The organism is Blastopirellula marina (genome assembly GCF_002967765.1).
GTDB lineage: Bacteria > Planctomycetota > Planctomycetia > Pirellulales > Pirellulaceae > Bremerella > Bremerella marina_A.
Map to the genome: position 1 here is coordinate 392,139 of NZ_PUHY01000010.1, position 16,889 is coordinate 409,027.

At 54.6% G+C, this 16,889-nt stretch carries 19 protein-coding genes; 14 read left to right on the plus strand and 5 right to left on the minus strand.

The genetic code is table 11. From position 1 onward, the window contains the following. Window positions 1–2 precede the first annotated feature (2 nt). The gene (locus C5Y83_RS12550) at window positions 3–380 is read right to left on the minus strand and encodes a GntR family transcriptional regulator (protein WP_105330084.1); all 378 of its coding nucleotides are present in this window, start codon (window positions 378–380) and stop codon (window positions 3–5) included. A gap of 146 nt (window positions 381–526) precedes the next feature. On the opposite strand from C5Y83_RS12550, the gene C5Y83_RS12555 reads away from it, so the two are divergent. The 6 genes from C5Y83_RS12555 (at window position 527) to C5Y83_RS12580 (ending at window position 5,281) form a co-directional block, all read left to right on the plus strand. Continuing rightward, window positions 527–1,330: a hypothetical protein gene (locus C5Y83_RS12555; RefSeq protein WP_105330085.1), complete on the plus strand. Its 804-nt coding sequence runs from the start codon at window positions 527–529 to the stop codon at window positions 1,328–1,330. Window positions 1,331–1,362: 32 nt separating this feature from the next. Then, on the plus strand, window positions 1,363–1,791 hold the full coding sequence (locus C5Y83_RS12560) for a hypothetical protein (RefSeq protein WP_105330086.1): 429 nt from the start codon (window positions 1,363–1,365) through the stop codon (window positions 1,789–1,791). Window positions 1,792–2,000: 209 nt separating this feature from the next. After that, window positions 2,001–3,545, plus strand: a complete 1,545-nt coding sequence (locus C5Y83_RS12565; RefSeq protein ID WP_105330087.1) for a hypothetical protein — start codon at window positions 2,001–2,003, stop codon at window positions 3,543–3,545. 67 nt (window positions 3,546–3,612) lie between these two features. Further along, window positions 3,613–3,897 (plus strand): hypothetical protein, encoded by a 285-nt coding sequence (locus C5Y83_RS12570; RefSeq protein ID WP_105330088.1) that lies wholly within the window; start codon window positions 3,613–3,615, stop codon window positions 3,895–3,897. A gap of 138 nt (window positions 3,898–4,035) precedes the next feature. Then, window positions 4,036–4,509 carry a hypothetical protein gene (locus tag C5Y83_RS12575; RefSeq protein ID WP_146117759.1) on the plus strand — a complete coding sequence of 158 codons (474 nt, stop codon included), beginning with the start codon at window positions 4,036–4,038 and terminating at the stop codon, window positions 4,507–4,509. Window positions 4,510–4,873: 364 nt separating this feature from the next. Then, a complete protein-coding gene (locus C5Y83_RS12580; RefSeq protein WP_105330090.1) occupies window positions 4,874–5,281 on the plus strand; it encodes a hypothetical protein in 408 nt (135 codons plus the stop codon). Window positions 5,282–5,434: 153 nt separating this feature from the next. On the opposite strand, the gene C5Y83_RS12585 is transcribed toward C5Y83_RS12580, so the two are convergent. Continuing rightward, window positions 5,435–6,346, minus strand: a complete 912-nt coding sequence (locus tag C5Y83_RS12585; protein WP_158262341.1) for a metallophosphoesterase family protein — start codon at window positions 6,344–6,346, stop codon at window positions 5,435–5,437. A 254-nt stretch (window positions 6,347–6,600) separates the two neighbouring features. On the opposite strand from C5Y83_RS12585, the gene C5Y83_RS12590 reads away from it, so the two are divergent. The 8 genes from C5Y83_RS12590 (at window position 6,601) to C5Y83_RS12625 (ending at window position 15,604) form a co-directional block, all read left to right on the plus strand. Continuing rightward, window positions 6,601–7,089 carry a hypothetical protein gene (locus C5Y83_RS12590; protein ID WP_105330092.1) on the plus strand — a complete coding sequence of 163 codons (489 nt, stop codon included), beginning with the start codon at window positions 6,601–6,603 and terminating at the stop codon, window positions 7,087–7,089. 75 nt (window positions 7,090–7,164) lie between these two features. After that, entirely contained in the window at window positions 7,165–7,893 is a 729-nt protein-coding gene (locus tag C5Y83_RS12595; RefSeq protein WP_105330093.1) for a leucine-rich repeat domain-containing protein, read from the plus strand. Between the two features lie 123 nt (window positions 7,894–8,016). Next, a complete protein-coding gene (locus tag C5Y83_RS12600) occupies window positions 8,017–8,445 on the plus strand; it encodes a hypothetical protein (protein WP_105330094.1) in 429 nt (142 codons plus the stop codon). A gap of 44 nt (window positions 8,446–8,489) precedes the next feature. Then, window positions 8,490–9,047, plus strand: a complete 558-nt coding sequence (locus C5Y83_RS12605; protein ID WP_105330095.1) for an MOSC domain-containing protein — start codon at window positions 8,490–8,492, stop codon at window positions 9,045–9,047. A 157-nt stretch (window positions 9,048–9,204) separates the two neighbouring features. Beyond that, complete coding sequence (locus C5Y83_RS12610; RefSeq protein WP_105330096.1) at window positions 9,205–11,100, plus strand: hypothetical protein; 1,896 nt, start codon at window positions 9,205–9,207, stop codon at window positions 11,098–11,100. Window positions 11,101–11,143: 43 nt separating this feature from the next. Continuing rightward, window positions 11,144–13,033 (plus strand): hypothetical protein, encoded by a 1,890-nt coding sequence (locus tag C5Y83_RS12615; protein ID WP_105330097.1) that lies wholly within the window; start codon window positions 11,144–11,146, stop codon window positions 13,031–13,033. A gap of 127 nt (window positions 13,034–13,160) precedes the next feature. Next, the gene (locus tag C5Y83_RS12620; protein ID WP_105330098.1) at window positions 13,161–14,513 is read left to right on the plus strand and encodes an arylsulfatase; all 1,353 of its coding nucleotides are present in this window, start codon (window positions 13,161–13,163) and stop codon (window positions 14,511–14,513) included. 32 nt (window positions 14,514–14,545) lie between these two features. Then, window positions 14,546–15,604 (plus strand): alpha/beta hydrolase family protein, encoded by a 1,059-nt coding sequence (locus C5Y83_RS12625; RefSeq protein ID WP_105330099.1) that lies wholly within the window; start codon window positions 14,546–14,548, stop codon window positions 15,602–15,604. Between the two features lie 78 nt (window positions 15,605–15,682). Here the strand turns inward: C5Y83_RS12625 and C5Y83_RS12630 are convergent, their stop codons facing one another. The 3 genes from C5Y83_RS12630 to C5Y83_RS12640 form a co-directional block, all read right to left on the minus strand. Continuing rightward, a complete protein-coding gene (locus C5Y83_RS12630) occupies window positions 15,683–15,871 on the minus strand; it encodes a hypothetical protein (RefSeq protein WP_105330100.1) in 189 nt (62 codons plus the stop codon). A gap of 97 nt (window positions 15,872–15,968) precedes the next feature. Continuing rightward, window positions 15,969–16,304, minus strand: coding sequence for a hypothetical protein (locus C5Y83_RS12635; RefSeq protein WP_105330101.1), 336 nt, complete (start codon window positions 16,302–16,304; stop codon window positions 15,969–15,971). Between the two features lie 81 nt (window positions 16,305–16,385). Next, complete coding sequence (locus tag C5Y83_RS12640; protein WP_146117760.1) at window positions 16,386–16,811, minus strand: carboxypeptidase-like regulatory domain-containing protein; 426 nt, start codon at window positions 16,809–16,811, stop codon at window positions 16,386–16,388. Between the last annotated feature and the right edge of the window lie 78 nt (window positions 16,812–16,889).

The window sequence follows — 16,889 nt, forward strand, 5'->3', positions numbered from 1 at the left end:
GATTAGGTATCCTGAACGCGCGTTTGGAGCGTATCTTCAAACAACGTTCGCAGCCGCTCGATATTGATGCCCTTAGCCGCCGCCGAATCGACGAGTTTCGCCAGACGCTGTTGGATCTGCTGCTCGGCGATGCTTCGTGGGGCGGCGTTCTCTTCGGCCACAAAGATACCGACACCACGGCGCGATTCGATCATCCCTTCCCGTTCCAGCAGTTCGTACGCCCGCTGAATCGTGTTGGGATTCACCTTAATATCCAAGGCGAGTTGCCGTAGGGAAGGCAGCGACTCGCCCGGGCGATGCACGCCGCTGCGGATGCGGCCGCGAATTTGATCGGCAATCTGCCGAAAGATAGGCGTGTGACTTTTGGGATCGATCTGCATCAGAAATCCTCGGCCTGACCTAGTGAACTAGTGCACTAAGGCATCGTATAGCCCGAACCTATGTGTGTCAACAATTGTCCTGGGAGAAAGCCCGCAAACAGACTAGACTTGCCCCAGGACGACCGACACGGCTTTCTCATAGCGTCATGCTTCCTCACGTTCCAGCTCGAATTCACCTGCTTCCAGCGAAAGGGGCACCGATTGTGGTGATCTTGCGCCGCAAGCCATCGAAGTGTTTTCATGTGATTCGCTGGAATACAATTCGCGACACGCTGGAACATGGCTCGTGGTTTCACGGCAAGTTATATTCCAAGCGATGCGACGTATCGTTCGATGGCGACTGGATGGTTTATCTGGCGATGGGGGATGCCGGTCAGACCTGGAATGGCATCTGCCGGCTTCCATACCTTCGAACCAAGGCCGAGGGAAGCAACATGGGTTCGTGGTTTGGTGGCGGCGTCTGGCAAGATGCCTACCGGTTGTCGCTCAACGGATGGGAGCCCGAGCAGGGACGGGTACCATTCATACTAAACCAGTTGCAGCCCGAACATGGCGGCGAAGACCTGAGTGTTCTTTACGCCAAGTGGCAGCGCGACGGTTGGCGACGCCTTGGCGACCACTACGGAACGTATCGCGATATCCCGGAAGCCAGTAAGTTCACCGTGGCCTGCGAGGGAGACGACGGCTGGGTTCATCAACCGACCCCAAAGCACCCACGCCTGTTTGCCCGCTATCTTGGCTACCTGGAACATGGCTATACCTTTCAGTTTTCCCTGGAAGGGCATGAAGCATTGCTGGACGAAGAGGTTGATTCCGCGTGCTGGGATTATCGCGGAAATCTAATCTATTCCCGGCGAGGAATCGTCTTTAAGTATTCGCTCGCGGATCTTGCCGACGGCAACCCGGGTAGCATGCACGACCTGGAACCATTGTCCGCGCCTTCGGATTAGCTCCATCGGAATATTCAGCGAAGAAGCGAACCATGCGAATCCTACTTTGCAACTATCGCTGGTTTTCGGACCGGAAGGCGATCGAGGTGCCTGTCAGCCTCGTTGATGACAACTCACCTGTCACCAAGCCCCTCGGGATGTACGACGAACTTGGCGAACACCTGATCGGCTTACTCGCAGGCCGGGACGGCTTGCTACTGTGGTGGAATAATGCTTGGTGCCCGATAACTTCGCCGTTTCCAATCTCGCATGTCGTCGACGGACAATTGCGGCGGCTTTCGATGCGAATGCCACAAATCACGATCGACATCGACTACGAAGTTAGTCCACCGGCAGCAACTCCTTTCTATTCAGAAGGGGAAGAGGACATCGATTTCGGGCTGTGGCTGAGGAACACCTTCGAGTCGCCTGAAAGGCAACGGACAATATTCGAGCTGTGGCGACAAGGAATTTCCAGCTAGGTAAGATTCTTACGAGTGGGAGGTAAGCGTAAGGATTATTTCCAGCAAATTGACAATTGATTGTGTGTTTGACGATCGCCGCAAGCCACCAAACCGTAGCCTCCCGTGTGGTTTGTCGACTATCATCGAGCATAGTTCGACGTGGCAATCCGCTCGATTCGCGTGCCGGGTCGCGTCGAACCATGTTCCTCTCTGTTGGTCGCAGCTCTATGAATTTGCCACATCGCTTGTTGTTCGCTTCGCTCGGTCTCGTTATCGCTTTGCTCGGTTACCACGGCCTGGGTTCGTCCGTTATGGCGGCAGAAGCCAAGTTGTCGGCCGGAACCAAAATAGTCACGCCGCAGATTCCCGCGGCGGTCACCGGGGCAACGCGCGAACTGAATGCTCGGATGAGCCAAGATATCGATCCTGCCGAAAACGCGGTCGTGCACTTGGTCCAGTTGTTTGGCGACGAGGTGCTGGTGGAACCAGTGCGAGCTGCTTCATTGAAGATGTTAGGAATTGAAACACTCGATCCCGCCGCACCGAAAATGATTTACTCCGAGCCGTTCCTCCAGTCGAAAGCCGGTGGCGACGAGAAACAGATGGAATCATTGTCGCAAACTTTCAATATCGAATTCACCGAGGCGGACGCCAAAGCGTGGAAGACGACCGATTATCCACTGTTGGCTGAATATCTGGCCGCCAACCAAACACAGCTCGATCGATTGGTTGCCATCGCCGACTTGCCAGCTTACTACGCGCCGATTCTTTCGGTCGCGAATCCGCCCAGCTTGATGAGTGCCTCGTTTGCGGTTGAATACCGTCTGCCCTACCTGGCCAAATGCCTTGGTCTGCGAGGCATGAATAAGCTGGCCGAAGGAGACTTTACGGGGGCGACGACCGACCTGCTGGCCATTCACAAACTGGCTCGCCTGATCGCGGTAGGCTCGCCGCTGGATGTTTCAGGGGCCAAAGCGCATTGGGTCGATGCTCACGGGTTCGCCGCCGAGCAGGCGATGCTGCAAAGTGGGCTGTTGTCGACCGAACAGGCCCAAGCTTACCTGGCCGCTCTGAGAAAATTACCGCCGATGCCTGCCGCGAAGATCGCCGCCGACGTTGGCGAACGTTTTGTAATTCAGCAAGAAGTCGAGATGCTACGCGATTCTGACTTAGCGTTGGCGTCGTTCTTCGATTGGGACATGGTGGAACACAAAGACGAAGTCGCCAAGCTGCGCAAGGCGAACGTCAACTGGGACCTGGCCATCCAACGAGCCAATGAGATCCAAGACAAGACGGTTGCCGTTCTTTCGATCGACGATCGTGAAAAGCAAATGCAAGCGATCGTCGAGTTGGATGAATCAGCCGACATGTGGCTCGATGACTTGGAAGACGACGAAACGACGCTTGTCGAGGCGATCGCCAAAGATCGTGAAGGCGCGAGTCGCTGGTTCGGTGAATCGGTTGCGATGGCCCTCCGCGCCAATGCTTGGCAGCGAGTTCATACCGAGCATCGCGGGAGCGTTCGCCGCGACTTCACAATCATTGGTCTGGCCTTGGTCGCCTACAAACAAAAGCATGGCGCATACCCGGACAAGCTGGCACAGCTTGTTCCGGAATTCCTTCCCTCGCTGCCGGTCGACACCCACTCTGGCAAAGAGTTCGCCTACGAAAAATCGCCTGAAGGTGGCGTGCGGCTGATCTCATGGGGTGCGAACATGGTTCCCAACCAAGGGGACTTCCGCGACGACGACGTCTCCTTGGATTTGAAATAATCGCGGGGCGGGCAGGGGACCCCGCCGGTCGAATCAACTCACCGTTTAATCAGGGAACGTTTGCACGATGAGTCGATCCCTTTGCCTGATTGCGAAACCCTTTCACGGGCTATTGAAGTTCACGTTACCCCTGTTCGTCTTGCTGATTCTTTCGGCCGTCGCAGCAGCGGAAGAGGAAAGTCGCGAAGCAATCCTGGCCGCTTGGCAGGTGAATTTCGTCAAGTTGGGGTCCGTGGAACTCGTGGTCACCCAAGTTTTGCGAGATCATACCGTTACGGAAGAGATTTCCGAAATCCATGAGCTACCTGGCGGAGGGAGCGTTGAATGGACGCGGTCGCCACGAACTGAGTAGAAACTAAGCTTAACGCTCTTTCTCGATCAACTGATTCACACTAATTCAGAGACCACTCGCCAGCGACTGTTTGATGGTTCCCGTTGGCACGACTATAAACCAGCGAAGAACTCGCTGACGATCCGACGCATCGACCAAATGCCTGGCATGCTCCCGCTGGACCCACGAGAGATGTTTATGCCAGAGCTCGGAAAGCCTTTTCTCATTGCGGCCGATTCAGGCAAGTTCCGGATGCAAGGTGATTCGGACGGAGACGATCAGCCACAGCTAGTGATCGATAATGGTTTCAACCGTCTCTTAATTAGGTTCGATCGTCAGACGAAGTTGCCAGGGGAGTCCGTTCTTTTTCACGACGATGGTTCCGTATTGCGTCATCCTCAAATGCAATACGAACGAGTTGAATCTCGCGACGCTTACGTCGTCTCTTCCGTGACCTGGCGCTGTTTCGATAAGGGTACCGCCAACCTCAAGAATCTCAATGCCGCTTCGCCAAGTCATAGCTCGAAGCTGACCGTCAATAAGGTCACCTTGTTGCCGCCCCCAGTCAATGGGACACTCGAATTGGCATTGCCCGCCAATATCCGTATCGTCGATCTGACACCCCAAAAGTGACAAACCGAACGGCGAGATGCCCGCGAACGAGCCGCAATAGCGCAACGGCGGTTATCCGTTGTTAGGCAAAATATTCCGGGCGCAAACTTATTTACGTGGACGCTTTCCGTTTGCTTTCGTTTGACATCAAGCGGAAAGCCAACGCTGCATTCAAGTTACTCTCATGCAAGCTTAATGAATTTTTAAAGGTGATAATCTTCTGGTCACTATTCGAATTACTAAATCAGCGTAAAGTAAGGACAATGTGCCGAAATAATTGTGAACTTGCCATTCCCAAATCGGTCTGAAGTACTAAAGAATAGTAGCGACGATTCACACCTCATCGAGTTTCGTTTTCCCCTTTTGCTGTTGCATTGGTGACAAGATGAATATCGAGTGCAGTTTTTCGTGGAAGTCTGAACCAGTTGGCTACACCCCGGTGTGCAACTCCAACTTCGTCAATCGACACGGCGTTAGCCTGTTGGATTGTGTTCTGATGGACAACGGAGGCCTGTGCGCATCCGAAACGATTCCGCGCTTACGTGACGGAATCAAACGAGCTCAATCGGTGGCCGCTGGTGAAGTGGCTTCGTCCGATTGGCACTCGGAAACCTGGGCCGTCGAATTGCAAAGCGACAAGGCCAAAATCTACTCTCGTTACGACGAACAGTACCTCCAAACGCTCAGCCTGGAAGGCTTTCTTAAAGCGTTAGAGGAATGGACGACCTACCTGCAGACCAGCGAGGCCGACCGCCAGCCGAAAAAGGTGACATTCGCCATGGAAGCGGTATAGAAGAGAGTCCGATACCAGCGACCGCGTCGTGACAAATCGAGAAGCCCACCACGTCGAGAAACGTCCTTATTGGCATTTGCCAGCTGAGCCCAATGGGAGCCACGCCTACGTCAGGAAGTGGCATCCCATGGTCCAAAACAGCGGTGCAGTGTGTTACCAATTGACGGCGAAGACCTGTTTGTGATGCTTGTGGGACTTGTCGTGCGCTTGTAGCTCAAACTCGATACCGGAATCACTTAACCGGGCCAGGGTCCAACCGTTGGGTTGGGCTTCGTCGAAGACGTAAGCGGCTGCCGGAAGGTTGATTAGGTCGAGCTCGCCATCCTTGGTATGCGCCCAGACGTGGGAGTGTCCGAAGACGTACGCTTTGACCTGCGGTCGGGCGTGCAGCACCTTCAGAAATTCAGCCGTATCGGCAATTCCGCCGATGGTTTTGCCGACTTGAATGGGTTCCATGTGTAGCGTGTGATGTGCCATCACGATCGCCGGTTTGTCGGCTCGGGCATCCAGTGCCTCGGCCAACCACTTCAGCTGCGCTTCGCCCAACTCGCCGGTAACGATGTCGGTCTTCATCAGTGAGTCGAGCAGGAGCAGGTTCGCGTGCGGTGTTTCCAACACGGTAACGTGCTTCGACGCGACCAGCGGCTTTTCAGGACGTTGTTCTTTCAAAGCATTGTAGAAATTCGGAATGTTGTCGTGATTGCCCATCGTCATGTGCAACTGTTGACCGGCATCGATCAGCGGCTGAACGCATGTGGCGAAGTTGGCGTAGTCCTCCGGCAAGCCCTTGAGGTAAGCACAGTCGCCATTAAAGAGCACCGCAGCGGGCTTCGTTTCCAGCGAATTAATCTCGCGAACGACGCTGTTCAAATTATCGGTCATGTTCACGCCCCGGGCCGTCGTATCGGTAGTTTTCGGGACGTGGGTATCCGATACCAGGGCTAGCGTGGTCGTGGTGGAGCCTTCCGCAGCAAAACCAACACGCAGAACGGAAACACTGGCCAACGCGGCGGCCGAGCTAGCCAAAAACTGACGACGACTGACAGAAGAAAGATGAATCGGCACGATCGTGACCTTTAGGCGGGAGGGAAGCTAACGAGAGAAAACCGTGGTTCGGTCTATTTCAAAGTAAATGAAATCAGGCACCTGGACAACGAAATCAATGCGGTTGGTTCCCGGAAATCAGGTTAAGTTTTCCAGCCAAGCATTCAGATACCTTTCAGGAAGGGGAAACGAATGTTCGCGTTTGCTCGGAAGAAGCGTTACGATGGGGGGCAAATGGACGGTACCCAATACCCAATGGAGTTCAATACCAATACGTGTTACCCCTCAACGATCCCTCTTGGGATGGCCTCACCGACGCGATGGGTGGCCAGTTCGACTGCCGCATGTTGCTCGACGAGCTTCTCAACGGCGAAGTTACGGAAGGGGTGTGGGACCTATGTTGGAACTACTTGATTTACCAAGACACGGTTGGCGAGGTTTCGTACCCGGCCGTTCCTTATCTCATCGAATACATCCGCCGATCGGTAACCATCGACTGGAATGCGTTGGCGTTGATCTCCGCAATCGATCTAGCTCGGCCGTCGGGTCCAGCGATGCCCGTGGCGGTGAAGCATGACTACTTCCAAGCGATCCATGCGTTGCCCCAAATTTTGGCCAATCATCCCCAAACCCAGTGGGACGACTTAACGACACGTTTCGCCGTGTCCTGTATTGCCTTGGGCAGAGGTCAACGGGAGTTGGGTAGGATCTATGCGGAGATGAGCCTGGAAGAAGGGATTGCCTGGACCATGAAGCGGGACTGAACTTGAACGAACATTAGTCAAGGCACAAGTACGCATTCGCAGCAAGCTTCTCATCCCCTAACCATCGTGCCCCACATGCCCAGACCGCACTTCAAGCAATTCTCGCTCTTGCTACTGCTGTTGATGATCGCCATCGCAGGCATCCTCTTCGGACTGCTGCGTGAACCGATTCGTCAATTGGCCCACGAGCGGAAACTGGCCGATCGCGTCGCCGAGCTTGGTGGCAGTGTTACCTGGGGCGGCACCCTGGAAGGACGAGGCGGGCAAGGCCGATCGTACATCGGTGCGATCGACCTGAGCGGAACCTCGGTAACTGACGCTGATCTGGCTGACATCGGCAAGCTGGCGTATCTGACACATCTTCGCTTGAACAACACACAAGTTAGCGATGCCGGCATACACTGCCTAAGCGAATTGCCACGTCTCGTTCAGCTTGAGTTAGCCGGCACCCAGGTCACCGACCAAGGACTGGCAGACCTTTCTCAGATTCGATCGCTTAACGTACTGATGTTGGTAGGTTGCCCGATTACCGATCAAGGCATGAACGAGATCGCCCAGCTCGATCAGTTGTGGATGTTGCATCTCGACAAGACGGCAATCACGGCGGAAGGGCTTGAATTGCTGAAGAACCTACCAAGTTTGAACTCGTTGAGTCTAAAGAAGACCTCGTTAACCGATCAAAATTGTGTTTTGCTGGAAGACTTTCCATCATTGGAAGTCGTTTACATTAGCGGAACCAACGTTTCCGAAGAGAGGGTTCTTCGGTCTTACCAAAGCGAAGTCGGTCCGCACTTGTTGCCTTGAGTCGACGCTTGTTCCGACTCGACTTCGGTTCGTTTTCTTCCTCACGTTTGCTCGAACTTTCATGAGCTTGCCGTGTCTTTCCTATGAAACCTGTCGGGCGATCATCTTCTCAGGCTTTGTTCGATGACGGATGACGAGTTTCTCACCGCGTTTACCGATTGCTCGCTTCCGCCGGAAGCTTGGACGCATGCCGCACACATTCGCGCCGCCTTTTTAATTTGTCGGCAAGTCAGGTGGGATGAGGCCCTCGATTCGATGCGAGCGAAGATTCAAGCTTATAACGCGGCAACTAACACCCCTGAGGCAATTGATCGCGGGTATCACGAGACCATCACCCAGGCATTTGTGCGACTGGTTTATGCCGCCAATCTTCGCACCGGTCCTCACAAAACCGCCGAGGCATTTAGCGCGCATCATCCCGAGCTCATGCAGAAGCGAGCATTGCTGAATTATTACTCGCGTGAGCGGTTGATGACTTGGGAAGCGAAGCGTGCTTTCGTCGAGCCTGATTTACAACCTCTGCCTATCGCCCCGTCGCGCACCACCTTCTAAAATTCACGCTGACCATCGTACATTCCGGAAAGAAGAGAGACCTGATGCCGAAACATTTAACCATGGATCAGTTAAACGAGGGAATCCCTTCGATCGAAGCGTCTCCGCAGAATGCAGGAACGCTGGAAGCAATCGTTATTCGTCCCGCGACCGACCAACGACAATCGCTCGCCTCGTGCGAGCTGAGTCCCAAAGGTGGCGTACATGGTGACAACTGGGCCTTGGGCTGCTGGAAATCGCTTCCCGATGGTTCGCCTCATCCGGATGTTCAAGTGGCCATGATGAACTCGCGAGCCATTCAGCTAATCGCCGGCGAATCGGATCGTTGGCCTTTGGCTGGCGACAATCTGTTTGTCGACTTGGATCTGAGCGAATCGAACTTGCCGCCTGGAACGCAGCTTCAAATCGGTGAGGCGACGCTCGAGATCACCGCGATCGCTCACAACGGCTGCAAGAAGTTTGCCGAGCGTTTCGGAACTGACGCCGTAAAGTTTGTCAATTCGCCGGCCGGCAAACAGATGCACTTGCGGGGAATCTATGCCAAGATCGTCGAGCCTGGCACAGTGAACGTCGGGGACGTGATCACCAAGCGAAACGGCTAGATCCCTTCTTTTGCCCAGCATGCGTCTTGTTCCCGGCTTGCGCTGCTGGATCTTCATGCGAGAGATATTCGCGCGAATCGCTTCCCCCTTTGGTAGCAATTCGCTATGTTGCGGCAAGTGAACGTCTCATACATCATGCCCCAACTGAGATCGATCGATGCGTTTGTTCTTTTCGTGCGTAATCTTGTTGATCGTTTCCAGCGCGATGCCAAAGTTCGTTTTCGCAGAAGACGCGCCGAACGGTCGCATGGCGAAGATCGCGATTCTCTTGCAAACGGAAGTCCCAAAAGACGAGAGCCTCAACTACTCGCTGCCGCAACCGTCGAAGAATTGCTATGCATCGCTTCCTTACCAACTGGCGGTTGAACTGCATGAGCGAGCGCCCAAGCTTACCAATCGCAAGATCGTCGATCCGATTTGTAAGCTGGTAAGTTACAATCGAGTCGATGGCGAACGTCGAATCTGGCATCTCTGCCAATTGGCCAGTTGGCTGGCACGCGAAGGGGAACAAACGCTGGCTGAGAAAGCCCTGCGCGATGCGGTCGACGTGTTGGCGATCGAGAAGCAGAAGCCCGACTATTCCCTCGATGCTCCGATTTGCGGTGTCAGCAACAGCGAAGGGGACAAGATCGCCATGGCAATGCTGGCCATCGGCAGCAGCGACGACGATATCATGCGTGCCATTACCGTCGGCGGTCCACCACTCTGGAATCATCCTGCCGGAACGTTAGCCAGAATGGCCGCCTCGCAGGGTAGGCACTCGTTGATCAATGACTTAGTCGATCGCGAGGTCACAACCGATCGCCATGCGTTGACTTGGGTGGCGGTCGCCGGTGGATATCTCACTGCCCAAGACAATCCCCGAGCGGTCGACGCAATTGAGAATGCCCTGGACGAAGTCAAACAGTTCTCGCAAGAAGAGCTGGCCGAATCGTATCCGAAATGGACCGCACACATGGCTTTGTTGTTCTGCAACATCGGCGAAAAGGACCTCGCTTTGCGCATGGTTCGCATCGCCGAGCAAGCACCAGAACCCGCTTCCATGGCTCTGCAACTGGCAAACGTCTATCGCGTCATGGGATTCGATTCAGAAGCCGACAAGTGGCTGGAAGTTTACAATCAGCGTCCCCAGCCGCTGTACGCCAGCATGCTTCATCCGGGTCGCTCGGTCGAAAAGCAGCGTGAAATTGAGAAGAATTACTCTCTCGTTCGAACGTCCTTGGCTGGAGGTAAATTCCTGGAAGCGATCACGTTTGCTGAGAGGATCCCACCAAATGCCAGCGAACGTTTTACGAGCATCCAAGCGATTGCCAAAGCGTTACTGGCCACGAAAACGGAGACGTCGCGTCAGCTGGCGCGAGAAATCCTGGTGCGCAACGCCGAGCACGTGGCCAAGCTCGATCAGTTGAAAGAGGAGGGGGGCAGCTTCCTGGAGTTGGAAGTGCGGAACTACATCTCACGCCTGGCCGAAGTGGGCGAGTTCGAGATGATCGATCAGGTCATGATGCCGCACCTAACACCGTACAATCAACAGTGTGCCAAGTGGGAGAATCGTCGCTTCTACGACCATCTTTCGGCCGACGAGCAAATCGAACGCTACGTCACTTCGCAAGAGAAGCCATCCTCCCAGGCCTATACATTACGCTGCTTAATGTTAGAGACTGACGATCAGGAGAAGATTCAGAAACTTCAGGCCACACTCAATCGACTTCCTTCGTTTCCCGAAGCCGTCATTATCAACCTGAATCTCGATTACGCCAAGAGTCAACATCGGCAAGGTGACGTCGAGGGGAGTCGTCCGAAATTTGAAGAGGTGCTAACCGACACGCTCGCGATTTCGGACGTTGCAGTTCGCCTGAGACAACTTGATCGGTTTATGACCACGGCGCTGCTCTATGGGCATATCGATCTCGCCCGACCGGCTGCCGAGAGGCTAGTCGATGATTTATGGGAAGTTCACGAACAGGAAGTCGCTGACCTCAAGGCGATCGAACGCGTAACCTTCGCCGAAAATGCCAAGCTGTTATTAGAAGCCCTCAACGAAGAAGGTTGATCGAAAAGGATAAACCGTACGTGTTCCCGGGAGAACGGATCCGATGTTTCGTCGCTTAATGCTCATTCCCTTGGTTGCCCTGATACTGCTTCCTGACTCCTCGGTCATGGGACAGGATGCGACGTTTAAGCGAGCGGCAGAGCTCTTACAGTATTCAATTCCCGAACAAAGTCCGCTACGTTCCCCGGTCGTTGGGCAACCAGCGAATCCGACTTACGAAGAATCGGCCCGCACCGATGTCGGTAACCGTCTGGCCAGCATGTCGCCAACCACGATCGATCCTCAATTGCTCCCCGAACTGAAGAGGTTCATCACGGCACCGGAAGCTGGCGCGAGTCGTCTGCAAAACTTCAGCACGATTGCCTACTGCCAGTACGCCGCGGGACAAGAGGAAGCGGCCCAGCAAACGCTACGTGAGGCCTGGGATGTCCTTCGCGCCAACCAAAACGTCGGCCCTGCCAGTGCCATCCCGGTTACCTACTGCGTGACACCCGTTTCAGCTGGGCAGCAATTGCTAACGACCATGCTGGCATGTCACAGTCCAGACTCCGACGTGATGACCGCGTTACCGCTCGCTGGCCCGCTGGTGTTTAATAATACGCTTGCCGAGCACTGGCTATCGATGGCCGCCCGGCAAGCCCGCCATCGTGTGATTGAATCTGCGATTCGAGGCGAGACCGATCCTTTTCAGCGTATCCAGGCGAATCTGGTCACCGCTGAAGGCTACTTGGCGGCTGACGATCTATCGCGAGCGAAGCAGCATCTTCAGACCTCTCTTGGGGAAGTGCAGCAGGCTTCGCCCGAAAGCCTGGCGAACAAGTCGCTCGCTGGCTTGGCTAAGTTGGGTCTTCACATGGCGGATCGAAACGAAGAGGCTTTAGCGCGCGACGCGATTGCGGCAGCCGCGAAAGCCTCGCGTCCTGATGCCCTAACCACCGCCGCTTATTGGCTAATTCTGAACCAGCCAACCAAGGCGACAGAATGCATCAATCGATTCGAGGCCGACTACCTTGCCCGCCGACAAGTACCAGAATTAGACGACACGACCAAACGCCAAGAAATGGAAATCCTTAAAGGGCTGTCCCTCTGCCGAGCGATGCTAGCCGAAGGATACGTCGATCAAGCTTTCGAGTGGGCCGAGACCATTCCGCCGCAACGTCCTGAGCACATGACCGCGATTTGTCAGATCGCCCGAGTTTGGCTTTCCCGCAACAACGACGAGGCAAACAACTCAGCGGTCGAGCTATTGAAACAAAACGTCCCGCACGTCACGGCTCTTGTTCGACAAGCCCCAACTGGCGGGTACGAGAGTCGGCACGAACTGGTTCTGTTCGCCCAACTGCTGACCCAGTCCGAACAAGACCACCTGCTGGAAAATGACGTCTTGCCCCTTCTTTCGGTCCATGAACGCAGGCAGCTGAAGACAGCACAGCTGACAATTCCAACGCAATTGTCGCTCGACGAGAAACTCCGTCGCTATGTCCTCCCGGAGAACTCCGACATCAAGAAACGACAACGGCTAAGTCAAATAATGTGGCAGTTGGAAATTCCCGCCGAAAAGAAACGGGTCTTAGATCTCCGCCGTCAATTGATGCCGACCGATCCGTGGCAAGAAATCGCCGAACGAGAGGCTCTTGCCTTCCTCTATGAAAGTGCTGGCTTCCCGCAGGATGCGCGGGCACAGTGGGAGGCCCTGTTGGCGGCCATTTCCAAACTTGACGATCCAGGTTTTCGCAGCAGTGCTCTCCGCATGGCGATGCCCAACTTATGGGTGCGGGGGCATCGCGATTTGGCTCGTCAGGCGGCGACCAGCATGATCGATAACGTATGGCAAACGCGTGACCAGCCACTTCGCCAGTACGAGCCACGACTGCGAAAGACCGACGTCGCCAATGCCAAGCTCTATCTGGAAGCGATCTCTGCAACGCCCTAGGCGCCAGAGAATTCTGTGAATTCCTGCTTTCTGTTTCCATCTCAAATCGACGAAGCGATTCTGGAAGTAGCCATAGGTAGCGGCTAAACTAGGAGGGCATCCTTCCCGCCGTCCATGAAAGCCTGCCATGCCTGCTCGAATCGCTTTTGCGTTTGCCTTCGTCTGTGTGTTCGCTTCACTCGCCACCGCAGCTGACGTCAAAAAGCCGAATATCATCTACATCATGATCGACGACGCCGGGTATGCCGACTTCGGCGCGATGGGGTCGACACAAGTTCAAACGCCAGCGTTCGATCAAATGTGTCGCGAAGGGACACGATACACCGATCATTACTCGGGATCGGCCGTCTGTGCGCCGACGCGATGCGTGCTGATGACCGGACTGCATACTGGGCATTGCCGCCGACGCGATAACCAAGCCAAAGCTAACCGCAACAAGACCGATCAAAACGGGCTCGTTTTCCTGAAAGACGAAGACCTGACCGTGGCCGAAGTCTTGCAGAAAGCAGGTTATGTCACCGGCGGCATCGGAAAATGGGGGCTGGGAAATCCTGGCTTCGAGGGCTCGCCTGAGAAGCAAGGTTTCGACCATTTCCTGGGATACCTCGATCAAGTCCACGCCCACGATCACTACACCGATTGGCTGTGGAACGATGGTGAGCGGATGGAGACCGGGAAGCGTTATGCCCATTACATCTTCGAGGAAGACACCCTTCGCTTTATCAACGAGAACCACGACAAACCGTTCTTTTTGTATCTGCCCTACACGTTGCCGCACGGTAAGTACGAGATACCAGCCGATGATCCCGCCTATGCACTTTACAAAGACAAACCGTGGCCGCAGCAGGTAAAGAACTACGCCGCCATGATCACGCGGGCCGATATGACCGTGGCTAAGATCATGGATCTGCTGAAGGAACTAAAAATCGATGACAATACAATCGTCTTTTACACCTCCGATAATGGTCCCAACGCACCTTTTGTCAAACTGCTTGATTCCAATGGACCGTTCCAAGGAATCAAACGTGACCTACACGAAGGGGGCATTCGTGCAGGGATGGCTGTACGCTGGCCAGGGCATACACCCGCCGGGGAAGTGAGCGACTTTGTGTGGGGAATGCGTGATGTTTTCCCCACGCTTTGCGAACTGGCCGGAACCGAAACGCCAGCCAACCTCGACGGAATCTCGGTCGTGCCGACCCTGCTCGGCAAGCAGCAAAAAGGACATGATGCGATGTACTGGGAGTTTCCACCAGGATCGCAGCAAGCTGTGCGAATGAGAAAGTGGAAAGGTTATCGGCGCGGAACCAAGTCGCCGGTGCAACTGTTCGACCTGGACACCGATCCAGGTGAAACAACGAACCTGGCTACCAAGTATCCGCAGATCGCCGACCAAATTGCCGCGATCATGACTCAGTCGCACACACCCAACGAGTTCTGGCCGTTGGACGATGGTCCGCCGAAGAAGAAGAAAAAGTAACCGTAATCGCTTCGCTCTGGAAAGAAGAATCTATGCCTCGTCGGTTCAGCTGGGTTATCGTTTTGCTGTCGGCTTCCTACGCGTTTGCGGACGAAGTATCTTGGCTAACCGATGTGACGACCGTTCCAGAACACGTCGTCCAGCAGCATGCTTCGCCGGTTGATGAAGTCGAGTCACTCCAACAGTGGCAACAGCAGCGTGCAGAAGTCGAGACCGCCTGGAAAGAGTTCCTCGGTGTGTATGCCAACTCCGACTTACCGCTAAAGCTTGAAGTGATCAAGCGGGAAGAACTGGATGACTGCACGCGTACGCTCATTCGTTACCAGGCTGAACCAGGACGCATGGTTCGGGCTTATCTGCTCGCCCCGCTCGGTGATAAGAACGCCAAACTACCAGCGATCGTAGCTTTTCATGGAACCAATGCCGGGACCTTTAACAAGCTAGTCGGCCTCGATGCCGAGCCAGCCCGGCACATGGGACTACGTTTGGTGAAGGAAGGTTTCGTCGTCCTTTGCCCGGAAAACTTTCTGTGGGAAGGTAGCTCGTATAAGGGTTCAACCGAAGCAGCTTTGAAGAATCATCCTGGCAGCAAGGGAATGGCCGTGATGTTGGCCGATGGAATGCGCGCCGTCGACGTGCTGCTGGCTCAACCGAACGTCGATCCTCAGCGGATTGGCGCGTACGGACATTCGCTTGGTGCCAAAGAAACGTTGTATCTGACGGCGTTCGACGATCGTGTCTGTGCGGGCGTGGCCAGTGAAGGGGGCGTCGAGATTGGCTTTAGCAATTGGAATGCGATTTGGTATTTGAGCGATGCTGTTGATAAGAAAGACTTCGCGCGTTCGCACCACGAGTTGTTCGCTTTGATTGCTCCACGGCCGTTCCTGGTTCTCGGTGGCGAAGAGGGCAGGGGATGTGCCGACGGCGAACGAAGCTGGCCAACGATTCTCAGTGGCCAGAAGATCGCCAAACTGTACGGCGAGCCAATCCGGCAAGGCCTGGTCAACCATGGTGAAGGGCACTCCCTTTCCATGGAATCGGGCGACAAGGTCCTCGCCTGGCTGAACGCGTACGTCGCAAACCAGGATTAGACGTGCGATCGACGGGCAACTTGACCGCACCCAATAACCACGATGGCGATTGGGTGCGTTACTATCTTGATCTTAAAACTATTTGGCCAGCTTCTTCTTGGCCGTGGTCAGACCTTTCGAGATCGTGTCGACCGCTTCGGTCGCATCCATCTTGGCCAACAGCAGGAAGGCCTCGCTGAGGACTCGCTTGGTATCGGCGACCGTGATCTCGGTCTTGTCTGTGTCGACGTGGCGCGAAACTTCGTTGTAGAAATCGGTCAACTTCATGGTGCTTCCTTTCGAAACGGTTTGTCGTAGAGTGGTGTGTTACCTCGCCTAGTTTAGCGAATTAATCACGCACCGTCATGGCGAACCGGAAGGAACGTCACTTCACATCGGCACTGTCTGGCTCGTTTTCCACCCACCGAATCAAATCTTCACGATCCGAAATCGTACCGGGATGCGCGAGGTAGCACTTCTCGATCAACTGCATCGGCTTGGGGGTACCCCGATAAAGCAACACCAGATAGGCGTCGACGATCAAGTTGATCGGCACTCCGTGAAGCCTCATAGAGACGATCTGGATCAATGTGACCTGGCCACCAGCAAGCTTCACCCGCATCCAGGCTTGAAATAGCTGGGCGAAGACAGCCAAGCCAATAATCACACTAACGACGCCCAGGCCGAGTATCACGACCAGCATGATCTGAAATGCGTCCACCAATCTCACTCCACAAAAAAACCGGGTGATCCCCTCAGGATACCCGGTCTTGCATGGTGAACCAAAGTGCCGCGAAGCTGGTTACTTCGTGGTGACGTTGAAATCGAAAACGTTCTCGCCACCCTCAACATTCACGACTTGGGTTGAAGATGAGTTGTATTCAGGAGGGAAGGCTTCCTTCTTACCTGGGTCGGTCACGCGGCCGTTATCGTCACGCGTGGCACCACGAGCCGAAATCAAACGAACGAGGTTTTCGCCTGTCTTCGTTCCTTCGGTATTACCATTGTACTGCAAAACGTACTTGCCTTCCGCATCGGTCATGGCGGTCGAACTGCGGGCTCCATCGACGGGTTCAAACATGACCTGAACGCCTTCCATGGGTTTGCCGTCGAGGGTGACGGTTCCGGAAACATGGCCAATCTCAGGCATATCTCCCTTGCTGCAGCCAATCGCTACCAGGGATGTCAGACAAATGAAACAGGAGAGAAACCAACTGTATTTGTTCATATCGAAAGATACCTCTTATCTAAAAACTCAAACTCGAATGCAGTTGCAAAGAACAGACGCCTCATGTTGGCCACACAA